The following is a 17664-nucleotide window of genomic DNA, read 5'->3' on the forward strand; positions in this document are numbered from 1 at the left end:
CATGTGTTAAGCATGCCGCCAGCGTTCGTTCTGAGCCAGGATCAAACTCTCAAGTTTGATGTCCTGTAATGGTGGCACAAACCGAAGTTTGCCATCCACCGAAACAGCTTCATTTCAAGGAGCCGTTCCTGCACAAATCTTAATTACGTATATGGATACATATTTAGGACATGTTCGGAAACATATCAAAGCGTGAGCCTTAATATGAAACCTATGGAACGACTTAATTTACCAGAACACCGGAACCTTGAAGTTCCCGGGTCTGGGGCCGCCGCCCACATGTCCCTTCATCTATTATTACAATGTCAAAGAGCCCGACCAAAACGCAGACAACGATTTTTCCCGCTATTGCTACCGGGGAGAACCGTTGTTACTAAATTTTGACGACCAGCAAAGTGGGGCCCGTATGAGCCGCGTCGTGCCGGTGAAAAGGTCTCTAGGCGGGTCGCATGATTCCGTCAACACACTTTTTCACTTTTGTTTCAAAAAAATTTGCATTTGGCGTTTAAGAAGGGTTTTGACGCTGTTTATGGGACGTTTTTAAAGAGTATTTTAGTGAGTAACAATGCATCTATAACCACTGATGGTAATTTCGGAAACCGCGTGAGAAGCGCAGTATTCTGGCGTTCTGGTACCCAGATACTAGCGCAGATCATCGCCTGGGGTTCGACCTTGGCGGTCATCCGGATACTCGACCCCAATGATTACGGTATTTTTGCAATGACCCAGGTCATTCTCGTTTTTTTGAGCTTTATGAACGGCTATGGCCTCGCCAGTTCGATTATTCAGGCTGAAAAAGTCGAACCGATCCAGATTCGACAGGCTTTTGGAATGCTATTGCTCCTCAATGGCGGCATTGCGATTCTGCAAATATTACTCGCCCCAATGGCGGCTGACTATTATCGCCAGCCGATAGTCGAAGACTTGCTGCGCGTTCAGGCGCTGATATTTCTAGCAACTCCGTTCATGGTATTGCCCGAGGCTTTAATGACGCGGAATCTCGAATTTAAGAAACCGGCCATCATCAATTTAATCTCAGCCGCAGTCGGCGCCGCAGTGGCTTTATATTTTGCCCTGAACGGTCATGGTGTTTGGACGCTTATATATGCGCCGCTCTCGATATTCTGGACGCGAGCAATTTGCCTGATCATCGCGGTGCGCTTTTTTGTCTGGCCCAGTTTCAACTTTAAAGGCGCCGGTTCGATGTTTGGATTCGGAGCAACCTTATTGGCGAGCCATTTATTCTGGACGATTCAAAGCCAGTCCGACATCTTCATTGCCGGACGTGTGCTTAGTCCACATGATCTAGGATTATATGCCGAAGCCCTGTTCCTGACGACAATATTTGCCGCCAAATTTGTTCCCCCGCTCAATGAAGTCGCCTTCCCCGCCTATTCACGACTGCAAGATGATAGCAAGGCACTGAGCTGGTCGTTCCTCAAGGCGGTGCGGCTCATCATGTTGATATCATGCCCGCTCTATTTTGGTATGTCGGTAACCGCGACACCGCTTGTCGGTACTTTGTTCGGGCCGAAATGGATTGAGATGGCTCCCTTTGTTGCCATTCTGGCATTGGCCATGCCCGTCATGACATTACAGATATTATTTGCTCCTGCGAATAATGCCGTCGGTAAACCGCAAATCACGGCACGGGCTTCTTTTGTAGGCGCCATTTTGATGCCAGTGACGTTCATTATCGGATTGCAATGGGGGGCGATTGGACTGGCTTGGGGCTGGGTCATCGCATTTCCATTGCTGACATTGTTCACTTTTCTGCAATCCTATAAGCATATCGGCATTAGCGGACGCGATTTAGCCGCCTCTCTTTGGCCTGGCCTTTCCACCTCTATTGCCATGGCAGCGATTGTTTATCTGGCGGATCAACTGCTTCCCGAAATGAGTGTATATTTACGGCTGGCTATTTTGGTTGCCATCGGGGGGGTGTCCTATGTCGGACTCTTATGGGTTTTGGCGAAACCCACACTGATAGAAGTCATCCAGTTAGTGTTTCGCAAAAAGCCGCCTGAGCCAGTACCCGAAACAGATACATCGCCAACCACAAGCCCCTCCTAAAAGCGTGTATTGATCGACAAGAACTTTGGTTTAGGCACAGGCCATGGCCCTTAATCTCTCCATCCATAACCTTTCCTTGGCAGCGGGAACGCTGCCGGAATTCCTACCGGATCAGATTGCCGCGGCCGCCGGAGCGGCCGGCTTTCGCCATGTGGGCTTCACCATCGAACCCGGCCGATGGACCGCTGAACAGAAAAGACGCACCATGGCCGCAATTTCGCAATATGAGCTTTCTATCCTTGATGTGGAGGTGATCTGGATTCCAGAGGGCGGCGCGCTGACCGATGACCATCGGCTGATCATTGAAGCCGGACAGGAATTGGATGCCGATCATGTTTTGGTGGTCAGCGCCGAACCAGATCCAGAGCGAACCGCAGCCGCATTGCATCAACTGTGCGCATGGGCGGCGCCATCCGATATGCGGATATGTCTGGAATTTTTAATGATCACCGCTGTCCAGACGCTCGATTCAGCATTGGACATTGTTACCCGCTGTGATCATCCGGCCGCCGGTGTTCTTATCGACAGTCTGCATTTTCAAAGAGCTGGTCATGACATAGCGGCCATCCCCGCCATCGACAGCAAATTGCTGCCTTATTGCCAATTATGTGATGGTAACCTGCATTGTCTGGACGATTTTGATTCTTACTTAGAAGATGCGCTTGATTTACGGGCTATTCCCGGCGGTGGGCAATTGCCGATCGCAGATCTTATCGCCGCTTTGCCGGTGGCGACGCCCTTCAGCTTAGAGGTTCGATCAAAAGCGTTGCGCGATTCCTTCCCCGATCCGGTTGCCCGTGCCGAGGCCGTTTTCCAGCAATCAATGGCTTATTTTAAATCTATCGGAATTTCGGTGCGCTAAGGCCCAAAGGTCACGCGCTTTGAATATAATCCCGCATTGCCGCAGCTTCGCTTTCAATCTTGTCGATACGATATTTCACCAAATCACCTATCGAGATAAAGGCAACAAGCTGGTCGCCTTCCACCACAGGCAGATGACGAATACGGCGTTTGGTCATGAGCGACAGCGCGCCGATGACACTTTTCTGCAAATCCACAGAAATAACATCGGCGGTCATTACCTCCGCAACAGACTTTGTCATCGCCTCAGTGCCGAATTTTTCCAAGCAATGCAAAACATCACGTTCAGAGAAAATACCTACGACCTTCTCGCCGTCCAAAACAGGGAGCGCCCCAATCCTTTTATCAGCCAATATCGCGACCGCATCCGCAACATTATGATCCGTTGTACAATTGAAAATGGCTCCATCCCGTCCTTGTAGCATCGCTTGAATTGTCATCCGCGCCCTCTCTTCATATCCTGTTTTAGTCGTCGATTCTTTTTGCCGTCAAAATATATAGCATAGTTTTACGAGAAGTTGGACTTGATGGAGATAAGAATTCGGTCCAAAGAAACCTCCAATCAAATGGAGTGATATCTATTGCCTGGTCCCTCACAGCTTGATGATCCCCTTTCTGCGGGCATTGCTTGGTCGCGTTACTGGCGGCTGATGCGCTGGATGAGCGCGCTTACATTCTTATGTGTAATCATCGCGTTGGGCTTGCTCTATTATCTCCATGGCCTGGTTTCCGTGCATATGTATATCGCAACCGCTGCAGGTATAGGCTTTGCCTTGCTGCTAACCTCTGCGCTTATGGGCCTGGTCTTTATGTCCAGCGGCACTGGCCATGACGAGTGCATTGATGATCCCGTCAGCAGTGAAATCTCACCCGATGAGTGAAGACGATCTGAAAGCGTTGATCAAGCTGCAACCGGTTTTGCGCGTCGCGCCTCAACCCCGTGATCTTAACAATAACGGCCATATATTTGGCGGCTGGGTTCTTTCCCAAATGGATATTGCCGGCGGTATCATGGCCGCTCGGGTAGCGCAGGGGTCCACCGCCACGGTTGCGATCGAAGCCATGTCCTTTCTTGCCCCGATACTGACTCGCGACATTGTCTCTGTCTATGCGCGGGTGGAACGCATCGGCAATACATCGGTAAGCCTGAGAATAGATGTCGTTGCCGAACGCAATCGCGGCGAAGAGCATGTACCGGTAACCAGCGGTTTATTCACTTTTGTAGCCCTGGATGAAGACCACCGTCCGCGATCCATTCCAGATAGTTCGAAATCCAAATATTCCGATTGAATTTTGCAATTTTTGAGTGCCGCGCATAGCCGTCTGCATGGGGATGCGCGCCAATAAATATGGCCAGAATCAAATAAGCTCGAGCATCGTCAGTTAGCGGCGAACCACACGATACCGCAAGACCCGTTCGCTATTTGCAGGTATCACCACTTTCCAGAAATGCTTGCCATTTTTTCGACCGATTTTCCGGCTGAAACTTTTAAGCTTGTGATCATCTTGATGAAATAAGAGAATTTCCACCTGCGCATCCGATCGGGAAGCATTGGTGATTTTTAGTTCCATATCCGCATGGCTTTTGGAATCATTATCAACTTCGGCAACAGATTTCAGTTGATAGCGAACCAGCGGACTTTGACCAATTGTCACTTCCACTTCTTCGCCAATGGCCTTGTCATCTAGGCCGCCTTCGCCCAACAATAGTTTTTCCCCGGACATTTTTTTGAAGGCAACCAACTTCCCAGCCGGCAAGGCGAGCCCCAATCCATCACGCTTTTTATTTTGAAAGCGCAGCGTCTTCGCCAGAGTGTTGCTTTCTACGTAGCTTTTCGCATAAATTTCTGCTTCGTGAATCTGTTCGAACGGAATCGCGCCTTTTTCAAACATGGCGATCTGTTTTTGGCTCTGCGACGCCACCGTCACAGGAACAGGAATGCGATACAGCTTGAGATCGCCCAATTCCTCCTGCTGTGCTTGCACACGCTTGGCGCCGCTTACAGTAACAACGTCGCTTTGCGCTTCCATCATCGCCGCAGGCGATGCCAAGACTCGTCCGGAAAATCGTGATTCCGCTCTAGCCCGTTCAAATCTTTTGACCGATATATCACTGGTTGTCGCTTGCGGCCAACATCTCAGAGATATTGCGTTACCTATCGCCCGCACGATAGAGTCTCGGCCTTTATTGGGCTGACCTGCTACAGCCTGGGTCTGCGCATTTACAAAGGATGTTTCATCGCCATTGGCTAAAGTAACCCAAGAGAATAAATTCATAGATTGACCATCAGCGCTGACCGTTGCGACATAATTGGCTTGCCAGTCAAAACCGGTGGCGAGATACGATAAAGTGACGGTTGCCCGGGTGGGCACTGAAACCCGGCTTTTGACCGACAATGTGGGTTTTGCTGATAATCCGTCCGGAATGGCGGGATAGATGATAGCTTCGTTCAGTCCGGTACATCGCAACGCTTCAAAACCTTCAGCCGTTTGCACAATGACGCCGCCACTAGCATCGGTTCGAATCTGGGCATCATATTCTGTTACCCGTCCTGTCGCAGCGCTGGTGCGGCGGATTGAAACCGATCGACCAATATGGCCATTCAGCAAGGCCGATGGCGACAATAATGCCGCATCACGGTTTTTCTCCATCACGCCGTTGGGCAAACCGGTGACAATCGCTGATTGGGGGATAATCCCTCCGGCAACCCCTTCAAACCGCAGATCCACTTCTCCTGCTGGCAAGCTAATGGTGCGTTGTTCTGTGATCAAAGCATAGCCGCGCAAATATTTGAGAATCATCCCGTTGTCACCAGACCGCCAAGGATCGCGATAAACCGTCACCGATACGGATGACGGTCCATCGGACGTGACTGTCTGGCGCGCCCATTGCGTAGCCGGCAAATCGGACTGCGCTGTTGCTGGTAGCGCTAGGGTCGAAGCTATAAAGGCGATAAGCGCCCGCACTATCATGGCTTAGAACCGTGTCTCAAAGGTTGCCGTGACAGTCGCGCGTCCATTGGCCGGAACCGGGACTTTCCAAACAATACTATTGGAGGAGCGCCGCTTACTGGCCATGCTTTCGGTGACAATGCGAGTGTCACTCCAGTAGAAATCCAAGCCATTTTGTATCACCGATACGGTGACCGGCGTCGAACGGGCATTGGATATTTCATAGGACATGCTGCTGCGCCATTTGCTGCTCGACAAACGGCGACGTTCGGTCACCGTCGGCTTTACCTTCACATCAAATGCTTCACCGGTTTTCAACCCCAGTTCCGATCCCATTGGTGTATGGCCGATAGTATTTTCACCGATAAATTGTGGTTGGCCGGAGGCGTCTTTCATATAGACCCGGACCGTACCGGCGGGCAGCGCATCGCCAAGGCCGCCATCTGCCGAAGCACTAAATTGCAAAACTGTCGCCGCGCTTTGTGGTTCATTTTGGGTGCCGAGCCAGCGGTTGGTAAATTCATAGGCTTTTTGCGCAGACGCTCCTGTTACATCGAGGAAACTAACCTGTTTGGTCTGGGCATTGGCAATGGTCGTGCGCGCCGCCAGCGGATAGAGATAAAAATCGCCCAGTGATTCGCGGTTGGCAGACTCCGTACCCGCCCGGCGGATATTATTGCGGCCACCCCGGTTTCTTTGCCCATTCACGCTGGGCGTTCCAGCCACCAATAAAGTTTTGGCATTATTATAGGTGGTGCCTGTGGTGTTGGTCAGCGTCACCCAACCTTGTACATCCATCTTGCCAGCTGCTTCGTCGAACAAGGCCACATAGTCAGCTTTCCATCCCATGCCGCCGGTAAGATAGCTAAGCTGCGCGGGCCGCGTTCCCCCGCGGGTACTGTTCAACGTGACGGAAAGCGTAGGTTTCGCCCGCAAGTTGTTCGGGACTTTATCAAAAATGACACGTGTCGGGAGGCGATCATCTCGAAGCACTTCAATCCGGCTGCCGATTTGCAGCACGACGCCGCCATTGGCCGCCAGCACTTTGGCGCGCTCCCGGGTTTCCTTGCCGGTGGCAGGGTTAATCCGCACGATTGTGACCGTCTCTCCCACCGCTTTTTCCATTAACTTTTGCGGGGAAAGCAGATCATAGTCAAAATTCTGTTCGACAATGCCGGTATTGGCCGCATTAAACCCTACGGTTTCAGCGCGGATTTGACCAGACACTCCCGGGAACGTCTGAACCGAACGGCCAGAGGGGATATTCAGGCGGCGGGTATCTTGCACCAACGCCAGATTATTATTGTAAATGGTAACGGATATATCGCCTTGTCCAGAAGACTGGCTGATTGCCGGGGTTGCTAAGGTAACCAATACCAAGCCTGTTAAAGCAAGAATCCTCATAATTTCTCTCTCCATCGTTCCTATTGCACGGCTTAACGTGGCAAAAATGAATGTAACTTAAACGATTATTCCGCTTCTTGTTCAGCATTTGCTGGCGACAACCAGCGCAAGCGAACAATGCCGCGATCCTCTCCCAATCCAGCAGCAGTGATGGTTGTCGCATGGCTATCCAATAGTATTTTCTTCGCTATTTCAATATTTTCGGGCGATCCATAAGCACCGAGAGGCAATTGGATACGCGCCGCAGCCCAGCCAATAACCGGCAGTTGAACAGCCGATTGTTTCGTAATTTCACCGTCAGTGACCGCCAGAGCGGGCAATGTGACGACCGGAGGCTTGATTTCTATTGTCCAGTCTTCCGCTTGTTTGGCAATGCGCTGTTCCAGTGCATAATAGGTATTCAGTGTCGCGCCTTGCAACGGTTTGGCAGAAACAACAGCGCGGCGCTGAGTCGTATCAATGATCACATCATCAGGCGACACGCCGGCAACAAGCGCCAAATTTTCCCGCAACTTGACCACCCGTATTTCCGCTTCCTGGGCTTGTTGCGCTCGCGCTGCGGTAAGTTCAGCCGATGCAGCGTCACTGCCGGTCTCTACTCGAAATTGTTCGATCGCCACCGCGATGGGACGATCAAAAGTGCGGCTGAGCACGCGCGCACTTTGCTGCTCCGCATCCGTGACAATATTTGGCGTGAATACCGATGCGCTGATCAAAATTGGCTCCGCATCCCAATCAATTTCCATCAGCGATACCCGCGCCCGGCTGCTAAACTGGTCTTTTATATAGCCATTGGCCTGGCGCGAAACATTCGCCTCCCAAGCAATTTGCTGCAATGAATATCCCAGTGGAATAGCCAATCCGACAAATATCAACACGATAGCCCCAATTTGAAATTGCGACTGTCGTTCTGACAGACTGGATCGGAAGCCATAAAGCCGCGCCATTCCGGCCGCAATCAAAGCGATCGTCATCAAGTTGGTGAAGAAAAGCAAAAGCGATCCGCCAAAAACCGACATGTTCAAGGTGGCAACGCCAAATCCGACCACGGCCAATGGCGGCATTAAAGCGGTGGCAATCGCCACACCAACAATCGTTCCCATGCGGCCGCGGATCATCGCATAAGCACCGGCCAATGCCGAGAATAAGGCGACGGCAAGATCGAACAAATTCGGCCTTGTCCGAGAGGCAATCTCGGTAGTGACCGTTTGCAGCGGAGAAAGCGCCACCACAAATGCGGCAAATAATACCGCGACCAATGTCCCCAATATAATCGCTTTGGTGCTTTCTTTCAGCCAGGCATAATCGCCAATAGCCAAGGCAAAGCCAGCCCCCATTATCGGCCCCATGAGCGGCGATAATAACATCGCACCAATGACAACGGCCGGTGAAGACAAAAGAAGACCTAATATCGCAATGCCCGCCGACATGCAGGTCATGAAGGCGTAGCGCGGGTTAAAATGACTGTCTTCTTTAACCTTTTGGATCACGGCCTGCTGCTTCACACCTGAACAGACGACCACCCGCCACCAGCGCCGAAATAATAAGATGCTGCCCGTTACCGGTTCAAACGGTCCGGCCGGTTTGTCGGATTTTAAAGCAGAAGCATCGGATTCCACTGGCGTTTTTTCTGTCATATTTTTCTATAGGCTCCCCTCACCCCAATCGACAATAAACTACCCCCAATTGTCAAATTACCTTTGAGGTAATTGAAAAATAAATAATAATATCTTTTATCATAAAACCGTATCACCTATATAGGTCAGACCACGTGTAGCGAAACAGGAGCCCCCCCATGCCACGTCCCGAAACCGACATTGAAGCCGGTCGTGAAAAATTAATTCAAACCGCGGAAGCCATTATTCGCGAGCGCGGAGCCATAAGCTTCACGATCACTGATCTCGCGGCAGAAGCCGGAATGTCCCAATCTAACGTTTATCGCTTTTATGAAAGTAAGGATGAACTGGCAGAAGCCATGGCAGGTCGTTGGTTTGCAGAATTAATTTCAATTATCGAAGATTTGATAGAAGCGGACCTGCCACCGGAGCAAAAACTCTATGAATTTTTCGCTCGACGATTGTTGATCAAAAGATCGCGGTTTGAAGAAGATCCTGATCTCTTTCGATCCTATATGGAATTGGGAGATCAACATTTTGACGTGATCCGCGGCTATGTCGACCTGACCGACCACTATATGGCGATAATCCTCGCAGAAGCCATGGAGGCCGGATATTTTGAAGGCTTGGAACTCGATCAAATTGTTTCTCTGGTCAACACTATGGTTCAACCTTTTTGCAATCCGAATTTGATGATGGATATGATGCATCTGGCCGATGAAACGCGGTTGCAACAAGTCATTGATACTATTTTGACCGGTCTGAAAGCGCGTGCGCAGGATAGTAAGAAAAAACCAGAACTCCATATCGCAAGCTAGCGGCCAAGCTTCACAACGGGCAGCAGAAATAGTTGGTTGCTCTCGACCATAAAATGCGCAAAGAGCCGCCATGCTTGAAACCGCATCCTTGTGGCTTAACGCCTATGCCGGACTTCCAGCATTTTCGTTTCTGTTGGTATGTTTGATTGTTTTCGGTGCGGCCTTTTTTCGGGGTCTGACAGGATTCGGCTACGCCATTCTCGCTGTTCCGCTGATTAGTCTTGTGGTCTCCCCGGTGACATCGGTGGTTATGGCCATATTGATGCAGCTGATCATCGGTCCCTTTGGCATCCGGCCGGCGGTTAAGTTAATCGATATTTCGATGGTTTCCAAAATAGCTGCTCTTTCCTGCTTGCTGACACCGGCGGGGCTGTGGCTGCTCGACATAGTGACCACTGATATCGCGCGCGTGATCATTACAACCATTGCCATTGGGAGCTTCTTGGCGTTCATGATGAAGCGGCCACCGGCATTGAATGAAGCGCCACTGCAGATATTGCTGGTCGGGTCTCTTTCCGGATTGCTTAATGGATTTGCCGCCATGCCGGGGCCGCCGGTTATATTGCATTTTGTGCGCAAAGGGGTCGCGCCGGCTGTTGCGAGAGCATCAATGATCACAATTTTCTTCGCGGCTGCGACCATGGCCACCATCGCCGCATTTTGGCGCGGAATGATTGACGAGAAAATATTGATATTAAGCCTGCTTGCTTGCCCGTTAATGATCGGCGGCAATCACCTTGGAGCGAAATTTTTTGGCAGTGTTTCGGAACCCGTTTGGCGCGGTTTTGTTGTGATCCTGCTTGGTATCGCCGCGAGCTTTGCCTTGGTTAAACTCTTTTAAGACTGGGTCTCAGTCTCCTGAGCAAGCCATTGCTTCATCATGGCTGGCGGCGGCGAAGCGTTCATTTCCCGCTCGTCCAAAGCCGCTAGGGCGCGCGCGCGATCCTGCTCCGAAAATGCACCGGTTGTCAGGCAATATTCCACCATATTGCCATTGGGATCACGCGTATAAACCGAGTGGCACCAATTATGATCTATTTCTAGGACATCCAAACCGGCGGCATTCCATTTTTTCCGCCATGCTTCTAATTCTTCCGGACTGTCGACGGAAAAGCTGTAATGGTTTGTGCCCTGCGGTGTCTTTGCGGCCTCATTCAGATCATAGGCATAATCTTCTTGTCCTGGTGTGTCGTTCAATTCCCAAAAGGCTATAAATTTGCTGTCATCGCCGCCCATGCGATAAAAGAAATGCTTGCCCCAACCGCCGCCAATAACCGGCGCTACTTCAACCTTCACCAGCTCAAAGCCCATAATATTTTCATAAAAATGATGAATTGCAGCCATGTCTTTGGCGGCTAATGCGAGATGGTGATAGCTCATGTATCGGTCTCCTTGCGTTTGTCGACCATACCCATGACATCGGCCGTTGCTCCTTCAGGGGCAGGGATTTCGGTAACACGCTCCTCGACATCGTCAAACTCGAGACGCAGCGCACGGCTCATGACCGCATGCATCATATAAGTGCATGTGATATAGGTGAGCTCGATAATTTCGACTTCCGACAAATTTTCCTTGAGCGCAGCAAAGACACCATCGGATACCCGCCCGCGTTCCAGCACAAGAGCATCAGTATAAGCCAGAACCGCGCGTTCAACAGGGCTAAAGCAATCGGCTACGGCCCAATTGGGTATCGCTTTAACCTGCTCTTCGGAATAGCCTTCAAAACGCATTGCCTTGCTGTGCTGGGAATAAACAAATTGCGATCCGGTAGCATAGCCAGCGCGAATTTGGCCGAGCTCACGAAGCTTCGGATCGAGCTTGCGATTGGGTGATCGATAAAAGCCAAAGCCTTCGGTTGTATGTTTGAACGCGTCGGGAACCTGAGCAAAGACAGTCCACCAGTTGCCCGGCGTTCCTGTCGTAGTACCCGGTTCGGCAACCGGATCGCGGTCTCCGAACAAAGTGGCATAAAGCGCCAACACATATTCGTCGGTTATTTCAGAACGAGGGATTTCGCGCAGTCGGGGCATGGGTTTCTCCTACGCCCCGACTATGCATATATTTTTCGAGCTGACTAGCCTGCTAGATTTCGCAGAACATAGTGCAAGATTCCGCCGTTGAGGAAATATTCCATCTCGTTCGCAGTGTCGATCCGGCAGAGTGTTTCAAATGTCTCGGTCGACCCATCGGCACGCGTCATTTCTACCGCCAAGGTTTGGCGCGGCTCGAGCGTGGCAACACCTTTAATGGTAAAGCTTTCGCTGCCATTAAGATTCAAGCTGTTGCGATCCACGCCTTCCGCAAATTGCAAGGGCAAGACGCCCATGCCAACCAAATTGCTCCGGTGAATACGCTCGTAGCTTTCGACAATCACCGCGCGCACGCCCAGAAGGTTGGTGCCTTTCGCCGCCCAATCGCGCGACGAGCCGGTGCCATATTGTTCCCCGCCAATAACAACCAGCTCATTGCCATCTGCTTTGTGGCGCATGGCGGCGTCGTAGATCGGCATGATCTCGCCATTATATTTTGTGTAACCGCCTTCTTTGCCATCGGCCATGTCATTCTTGATGCGGATATTGGCGAAGGTTCCGCGCATCATCACATCGTGATTTCCGCGGCGGCTGCCGTAGCTGTTAAAGTCCTGCTTGGCCACTTGATGGTCGCGCAGATACTCACCCGCAGGCGAGTCTTCCTTAATCGCACCGGCCGGCGAAATATGGTCGGTCGTGATCGAATCGCCCAATAAAGCCAATGTCTTAGCATCAATAATATCGCCCACTGGTTCGGGCGTCATGGTCATGCCATCAAAATAGGGCGGATTGGCCACATAGGTCGACCCAGCCCGCCACTGATAAGTATCGCCGCCAGTCACGTCGATATCCTGCCAAGCCGCATCGCCCTTGTAGACATCAGCATAACGGCTCTCGAACATCTCGCGAGACACCGCGCCGCCCATGGCCGCATTGACCTCGTCATTGGTCGGCCAGATATCGCGTAAGTACACATCTTCGCCATCGCTGCCCTGCCCAATCGGCGTTTCGTACATATCCTCGCGCACCGTGCCTTTGAGCGCATAGGCGACCACCAGCGGCGGCGACGCCAAATAGTTAGCCCGCACATCCTGCGACACCCGGCCCTCAAAGTTGCGATTGCCCGACAGCACCGAAGCGGCGACCAGATCATTCTCGTTAATCGCCTTGGAAATCGGCGCCGGCAACGGCCCGCTATTCCCGATACAGGTGGTGCAACCATAGCCCACCAGATTAAAGCCCAGCGCATCGAGATCATCGCTCAAGCCCGCTTCGTTCAAATAGTCGGTCACCACTTGCGATCCCGGCGCCAAGGAGCTTTTCACCCAAGGCTTGCGCTCCAGCCCTTTTTCCCGCGCCTTTTTCGCCACCAGACCGGCCGCGATCAACACGCTGGGATTGGAGGTGTTGGTGCAGGACGTAATCGCCGCAATTGTGACATCGCCGTGGCCCAGATCATGATCCGCGCCGTCGACCGCGACCCGTTTGTCGGGATCGGCGCTGTTGAACACTTCCGTAATATCCTTGTTAAAGCTCTCGTCGAGATCCGCCATGGACACGCGCTGCTGCGGCAATTTGGGCCCCGACAGCGATGGCACCACACTGGTCATGTCGAGCGACAGTGTCTTGGTGTAAATCGCCTCCGGCGCGTCATCAAGCCGCCAGAAACCCTGTTCCTTGCTATAGGCTTCACACAAAGCGATATCCGCTTCGCTGCGCCCGGTCAGACGCAGATAATCGAGCGTCTTGTCATCAATCGGGAAATAACCACAAGTCGCGCCATATTCCGGTGCCATATTGGCAATGGTCGCGCGATCCGCGAGCGACAATGCCGCCACGCCCGGACCATAAAATTCCACAAAGCGCCCGACCACGCCCACTTCGCGCAGCATCTGCACACAGGTGAGAACCAAGTCCGTTGCGGTAATACCCTCCGCCAGTTCGCCGGTCAGCTTGAACCCGACCACTTCGGGGATCAGCATCGATACCGGCTGGCCGAGCATCGCGGCTTCCGCCTCAATGCCGCCCACGCCCCAGCCGAGCACGCCAAGGCCGTTAATCATCGTCGTATGGCTGTCCGTGCCGACACAGGTGTCGGGATAGGCGACCATTTCGCCATTTTGATCTTTCGAGGACCAGACGGCTTTCGCAATATTTTCCAGATTCACCTGATGGCAAATGCCGGTTCCGGGCGGCACCACGGAGAAATTATCAAACGCCTTGGAACCCCATTTCAGGAATTCATAACGCTCCATATTGCGCTGATACTCCAGCGCCACGTTGTTCTCGAAAGCCTGCGGCGTGCCGAACTCATCGACCATGACCGAGTGGTCAATCACCAGATGCACCGGCACCTGCGGGTTGATCTTCTGCGCATCGCCGCCCAGCGACTTAATCCCGTCGCGCATCGCCGCGAGGTCAACAACCGCCGGAACACCGGTAAAATCCTGCATCAACACACGGGCCGGGCGGTACTGAATTTCGGCGCTGCTCTTGGCCTCTTTCTGCCAGTCGACCACCGCCTGCGCATCCCCAGCCGCCACGGTGTGGCCGCCATCTTCAAAGCGCAGCATATTTTCGAGCAGGACTTTCAGCGTATAGGGCAAGCGTTCGATATCCCCGAGCTTCGCCGCCGCCTTGGCGAGCGAATAATAGGCATAGCCCGTGCCATTGACATTAAGCGTCGCGCGCGTGCCGAGTGAGTCTTGTCCGGTGGTGGTCATGTTTCGTCCCTTATTTTAATTTTTTGCCGGTTTGAGGAAAGCGGCCAACAAGGCGCAAACTAGCATATGAATCGATGTTCGAGAGCGCTTTAGCGCAGGGGGTGCCGGGGTGCAATGGGGGGGTGCACGTGTTCCGCACTTGATGCGGAACCCAAGGTGAAATTAAGCAGCGCTATCGGCAAACACCCTAGGCTCCGGATCAAGTCCGGAGCACAATATTCTCATCATCCAGCTGGCCAGTCCATTATGGTTAATATTCTGGCAATATCTCAATTTTTCGCTATAAGCCCCGCAGGGTTCGCAAAATCCAGGGCCGCCCGGCGAGGGTCAGGCCCGACCTGAACAGAGGGATGATATGAAAAAGATTATATATTCGGCAGTTGCCGCAACCATGGCGCTCACCGCGGTGCCGGGTTCCGCAGCAACCTTGCTCACTTCAGCAGGGGGATATACCGGCCCAACTTTGGACATTGGCAGCTTCGCTGGTAACCCATTTGTTTTTTCGGCAGGGCCATTTGCCTTGCCAGGCGGTATAACCTACTCGGCTAGCGCATCAAATTCCGTAATCGGCGCTGGCAGTTATGGCCTGGACGGCAATGGAGTAGTAACCTCCGATGTTGATATTATCGGGACCAATAATGGAACGTCAATCGTCACATTGACATTCGACAGCGTGGTGTCCTCATTCGGAGGGATGGTGAACTACGCGCCTGACAACGGCGACAACGCGACTATTGCAGCCTTCGATATTAACGACAATCTGATCGGGTCATTTGATCTGACCGCTTTGGCCCCTATTTCGACACCCGGCGCTGTAAATGCATTTGATTTTCGCGGAATTGACGGCGATGGCGTTGGCATAAAATCCTTCACCCTTTCCGGCGATTTCCTGATTATCCAAGCAGGTGGTCTGGCAGCGGCCGTACCCGAACCGGCAACATGGGCGTTTATGATCTTTGGCTTTGGTGCCATTGGCGGTGCGCTGCGCCGAACCCGCAAAGCCAATGTGAAAGTCAGCTACGCATAAGCGCTACGCATAACCAAAATCTCAAAGCCCCGCCCGAGCAATCCGGTGGGGCTTTTTTGCGGGGGTGATATTGCTCTGCCCGTCGGGCAGTTTGATCATTGCTATGCCGTTATTTTGTGACTGCTTCATCCCGAAAGCGGACATTAGAATTTAGGTGCATTTAGTAAACTGTCACCGTAATTTCGAACGTGAAGGTATTTTCATTTGCTGGCCGAGCTAAAGAGGTCTTGGTTTTTTCCAAACTTACTTTTCAACCTAACGTAAGCATCGCGATCAACCATTTTCAGAAAAGCCAAGTTACCGGCGATGACTTGCTGGTTGATAGCTCGATCACCTCGACAATAATTGCACACCATAGCTTCAATTTTACGTCGTCGGGAACGCCCAACTGTTACACGTCCATCGTTACTCAAAACTAGGCCTGTTACTGTTTTGCGGTTACCGGGGCCGAGTAATTTCGTTTTAACGTCATTCAGACTGCCTTTCCAATAGTCAGGCAAGCATGAAATTAACTTTTGTTCCAGAGACTTTATGTCGATTTTTTCGCTAGATGAAATTGCAATATCATCTGCATACCTCGAATAGGTCAAATTGTGCGAACGGCAAAATTCGCTTACCTCGACGTCGAACGGATACATAAATCTATTAGAAGCGAATGGTGAACTCGGCGCTCCAACTGATAATCGCATGATCCGACTGGCACCTCGCTTCCAAAAAAAGAGTCGGCTGGAGATATCTATATACGGCTGTTCAATGCCCTGCGTTTCGAGAAACTGTCGCCATGAATCTGCTGTGATCGAGTTGAAGAAGTCTTCAAAATCGAATTTTGCCAACCATTCGCTAGAGAGATGGAGTTGAGCATTTTTTTGAATTGAGCGGCCGGGTTCGTAAGCGGACGCCGACTCATGAACCGCAAGATTGTCAGGGGAAATTTTGATTAAAGCGCGTTGCAAAGTTTTTAACTCGCGCGCGGGATGAGCGATTTGACGCAAGCCACCATTTCTTTTCGAAATAAAGTACGTCTTGTATCTCCGCTCTGCAGACAACACGACAGCAGTCACATCGCTCTTCTTCATGCGACACAGGTCGGCCAAGCTATCTAGGTAATTATCCACTTCTGATGGTGTCCAACACAGATAGTCTGGGATCATTTTCATCGTAAGCGTGGACAATATCATGTCGAGCACGAATATTATCGAGCTCGAAGAATGGACCTGTTGGCTTGAAAATGAAAGGAACGCTCTCGGTAAGGGATACATAGTATCTGGTATCTCGCTTGACCGAACGAACCCATCCAAACAACTCTAAACAAAATATATACTTACGAACTTCTTTCTCTCTTATCGGTATCGAAAGGATCTCGAAAGCTGTCATTATTTCTCTTATTTTACAGCAGCTAAGAGCGCTCACAATCCCTGCGGTAAGTAGGATTAGATGCCCAACCCTTTTTGCGTCGAACTTCTCGGTTCGAGGTTGATAAGTCTTGAAGAGAACAATCGATTGTCGGATTGCATTTTGCAATTCTGATTCATGCTGAAATTCAACCGAGCCGTCATCGTTAATGTCCCAATCAAATTCCCAAACACTTTGTTCGTTATGTCGCTCCAAATAACGAATTGGGCCATCTTTGATGAATGAATTTTCTCGGTAGTGGTCAGAATTTAAGTAGACTAATAACTTAGGTTGAATCTCACTGATCTGCGAAAATGCGCCCAATTCTGCAATTGCACCTGGTCCTTCCGACACCAGCAAAACTAAACGAGAAATTGATGCTATATGGGCCTCAAATTGGAGCAAATCGTCATATATCTTTGCATCAAACTTTTTGGCTGCATCTTCAGCAAGAATTACTTTTCTACCAACCAGAACATCAGCTTTGTTTCGATAGATAAAGTCACGAAAGGATAAATATGATCCCTTTTTCGCATAACTCCCTCCACAAAGAAAAACGATATCTTGTGGATACAGGACGTTGGAATTCTCGAGCTTCACTTTTTCAAAAAAGATTTCAGCTCGAGAATTCACAACCCTTACCTTAATGCGCTGCTTAGAGTCGCAAATTATTGGGCGACGCAAAGGAGCCGAATGATTTGCGACTCTAAGCACGCCCTAATTGTAACCAATCACGATAAGTCTAGCGAAACGCCCGACAATTGCAGT

At 51.1% G+C, this 17664-nt stretch carries 16 protein-coding genes; 7 read left to right on the forward strand and 9 right to left on the reverse strand.

Going from position 1 to position 17664, the window contains the following annotated elements:
* Positions 1 to 555 precede the first annotated feature (555 nt).
* Positions 556 to 2073, forward strand: coding sequence for a lipopolysaccharide biosynthesis protein (locus ABJU74_RS05745; RefSeq protein WP_348383998.1), 1518 nt, complete (start codon positions 556 to 558; stop codon positions 2071 to 2073).
* A 43-nt stretch (positions 2074 to 2116) separates the two neighbouring features.
* Positions 2117 to 2935 carry a TIM barrel protein gene (locus ABJU74_RS05750; protein ID WP_348383997.1) on the forward strand — a complete coding sequence of 273 codons (819 nt, stop codon included), beginning with the start codon at positions 2117 to 2119 and terminating at the stop codon, positions 2933 to 2935.
* 10 nt (positions 2936 to 2945) lie between these two features.
* On the opposite strand, the gene ABJU74_RS05755 is transcribed toward ABJU74_RS05750, so the two are convergent.
* The gene (locus ABJU74_RS05755) at positions 2946 to 3374 is read right to left on the reverse strand and encodes a CBS domain-containing protein (RefSeq protein WP_348383996.1); all 429 of its coding nucleotides are present in this window, start codon (positions 3372 to 3374) and stop codon (positions 2946 to 2948) included.
* Between the two features lie 141 nt (positions 3375 to 3515).
* Here ABJU74_RS05755 and ABJU74_RS05760 point away from each other — a divergent pair, with 141 nt between their 5' ends.
* Positions 3516 to 3815 carry a hypothetical protein gene (locus tag ABJU74_RS05760; protein WP_348383995.1) on the forward strand — a complete coding sequence of 100 codons (300 nt, stop codon included), beginning with the start codon at positions 3516 to 3518 and terminating at the stop codon, positions 3813 to 3815.
* Entirely contained in the window at positions 3808 to 4224 is a 417-nt protein-coding gene (locus tag ABJU74_RS05765; protein ID WP_348384035.1) for an acyl-CoA thioesterase, read from the forward strand. Before ABJU74_RS05760 ends, ABJU74_RS05765 begins: the two co-directional genes overlap by 8 nt.
* 93 nt (positions 4225 to 4317) lie before the next feature.
* On the opposite strand, the gene ABJU74_RS05770 is transcribed toward ABJU74_RS05765, so the two are convergent.
* From ABJU74_RS05770 to ABJU74_RS05780, 3 genes are all read right to left on the reverse strand, one after another.
* Complete coding sequence (locus ABJU74_RS05770; RefSeq protein ID WP_348383994.1) at positions 4318 to 5907, reverse strand: hypothetical protein; 1590 nt, start codon at positions 5905 to 5907, stop codon at positions 4318 to 4320.
* A gap of 3 nt (positions 5908 to 5910) precedes the next feature.
* A complete protein-coding gene (locus ABJU74_RS05775; RefSeq protein ID WP_348383993.1) occupies positions 5911 to 7290 on the reverse strand; it encodes a DUF4139 domain-containing protein in 1380 nt (459 codons plus the stop codon).
* Between the two features lie 65 nt (positions 7291 to 7355).
* A complete protein-coding gene (locus ABJU74_RS05780) occupies positions 7356 to 8927 on the reverse strand; it encodes a DUF389 domain-containing protein (RefSeq protein WP_348383992.1) in 1572 nt (523 codons plus the stop codon).
* Between the two features lie 158 nt (positions 8928 to 9085).
* Between ABJU74_RS05780 and ABJU74_RS05785 the strand changes: the two genes are divergently transcribed.
* Together ABJU74_RS05785 and ABJU74_RS05790 are read left to right on the forward strand one after the other, a co-directional pair.
* Complete coding sequence (locus ABJU74_RS05785) at positions 9086 to 9724, forward strand: TetR family transcriptional regulator (RefSeq protein ID WP_348383991.1); 639 nt, start codon at positions 9086 to 9088, stop codon at positions 9722 to 9724.
* A gap of 70 nt (positions 9725 to 9794) precedes the next feature.
* Positions 9795 to 10565 carry a sulfite exporter TauE/SafE family protein gene (locus ABJU74_RS05790; protein ID WP_348383990.1) on the forward strand — a complete coding sequence of 257 codons (771 nt, stop codon included), beginning with the start codon at positions 9795 to 9797 and terminating at the stop codon, positions 10563 to 10565.
* Here ABJU74_RS05790 and ABJU74_RS05795 read toward each other — a convergent pair.
* Genes ABJU74_RS05795 through acnA form a run of 3 tightly spaced genes read right to left on the reverse strand, consistent with a single transcriptional unit; the run spans position 10562 to position 14477 of the window.
* On the reverse strand, positions 10562 to 11104 hold the full coding sequence (locus tag ABJU74_RS05795) for a VOC family protein (RefSeq protein WP_348383989.1): 543 nt from the start codon (positions 11102 to 11104) through the stop codon (positions 10562 to 10564). The genes ABJU74_RS05790 and ABJU74_RS05795 overlap by 4 nt on opposite strands.
* Positions 11101 to 11754: a carboxymuconolactone decarboxylase family protein gene (locus ABJU74_RS05800; RefSeq protein WP_348383988.1), complete on the reverse strand. Its 654-nt coding sequence runs from the start codon at positions 11752 to 11754 to the stop codon at positions 11101 to 11103. Before ABJU74_RS05800 ends, ABJU74_RS05795 begins: the two co-directional genes overlap by 4 nt.
* A gap of 44 nt (positions 11755 to 11798) precedes the next feature.
* Positions 11799 to 14477 (reverse strand): aconitate hydratase AcnA, encoded by a 2679-nt coding sequence (gene acnA, locus ABJU74_RS05805; RefSeq protein WP_348383987.1) that lies wholly within the window; start codon positions 14475 to 14477, stop codon positions 11799 to 11801.
* Between the two features lie 355 nt (positions 14478 to 14832).
* Between acnA and ABJU74_RS05810 the strand changes: the two genes are divergently transcribed.
* The gene (locus ABJU74_RS05810; RefSeq protein WP_348383986.1) at positions 14833 to 15504 is read left to right on the forward strand and encodes a PEPxxWA-CTERM sorting domain-containing protein; all 672 of its coding nucleotides are present in this window, start codon (positions 14833 to 14835) and stop codon (positions 15502 to 15504) included.
* Between the two features lie 200 nt (positions 15505 to 15704).
* On the opposite strand, the gene ABJU74_RS05815 is transcribed toward ABJU74_RS05810, so the two are convergent.
* Both ABJU74_RS05815 and ABJU74_RS05820 read right to left on the reverse strand, forming a co-directional pair.
* Positions 15705 to 16682 (reverse strand): retron St85 family RNA-directed DNA polymerase, encoded by a 978-nt coding sequence (locus ABJU74_RS05815; RefSeq protein WP_348422838.1) that lies wholly within the window; start codon positions 16680 to 16682, stop codon positions 15705 to 15707.
* Positions 16612 to 17529, reverse strand: coding sequence for a retron St85 family effector protein (locus ABJU74_RS05820; RefSeq protein WP_348383985.1), 918 nt, complete (start codon positions 17527 to 17529; stop codon positions 16612 to 16614). Before ABJU74_RS05820 ends, ABJU74_RS05815 begins: the two co-directional genes overlap by 71 nt.
* Between the last annotated feature and the right edge of the window lie 135 nt (positions 17530 to 17664).

This window comes from Parasphingorhabdus sp., from assembly GCF_039982415.1.
GTDB lineage: Bacteria > Pseudomonadota > Alphaproteobacteria > Sphingomonadales > Sphingomonadaceae > Parasphingorhabdus.

Excerpts from the sequence above, each read along its gene's own strand:
- ABJU74_RS05750 (WP_348383997.1), top strand. The coding sequence starts at position 2,117 with ATGGCCCTTAATCTCTCCATCCATAACCTTTCCTTGGCAGCGGGAACG.
- ABJU74_RS05790 (WP_348383990.1), top strand. The coding sequence starts at position 9,795 with ATGCTTGAAACCGCATCCTTGTGGCTTAACGCCTATGCCGGACTTCCA.
- ABJU74_RS05755 (WP_348383996.1), bottom strand. The coding sequence starts at position 3,374 with ATGACAATTCAAGCGATGCTACAAGGACGGGATGGAGCCATTTTCAAT.
- ABJU74_RS05780 (WP_348383992.1), bottom strand. The coding sequence starts at position 8,927 with ATGACAGAAAAAACGCCAGTGGAATCCGATGCTTCTGCTTTAAAATCC.
- ABJU74_RS05785 (WP_348383991.1), top strand. The coding sequence starts at position 9,086 with ATGCCACGTCCCGAAACCGACATTGAAGCCGGTCGTGAAAAATTAATT.
- ABJU74_RS05775 (WP_348383993.1), bottom strand. The coding sequence starts at position 7,290 with ATGAGGATTCTTGCTTTAACAGGCTTGGTATTGGTTACCTTAGCAACC.
- ABJU74_RS05810 (WP_348383986.1), top strand. The coding sequence starts at position 14,833 with ATGAAAAAGATTATATATTCGGCAGTTGCCGCAACCATGGCGCTCACC.
- acnA (WP_348383987.1), bottom strand. The coding sequence starts at position 14,477 with ATGACCACCACCGGACAAGACTCACTCGGCACGCGCGCGACGCTTAAT.
- ABJU74_RS05800 (WP_348383988.1), bottom strand. The coding sequence starts at position 11,754 with ATGCCCCGACTGCGCGAAATCCCTCGTTCTGAAATAACCGACGAATAT.
- ABJU74_RS05770 (WP_348383994.1), bottom strand. The coding sequence starts at position 5,907 with ATGATAGTGCGGGCGCTTATCGCCTTTATAGCTTCGACCCTAGCGCTA.
- ABJU74_RS05815 (WP_348422838.1), bottom strand. The coding sequence starts at position 16,682 with ATGATATTGTCCACGCTTACGATGAAAATGATCCCAGACTATCTGTGT.
- ABJU74_RS05765 (WP_348384035.1), top strand. The coding sequence starts at position 3,808 with ATGAGTGAAGACGATCTGAAAGCGTTGATCAAGCTGCAACCGGTTTTG.
- ABJU74_RS05795 (WP_348383989.1), bottom strand. The coding sequence starts at position 11,104 with ATGAGCTATCACCATCTCGCATTAGCCGCCAAAGACATGGCTGCAATT.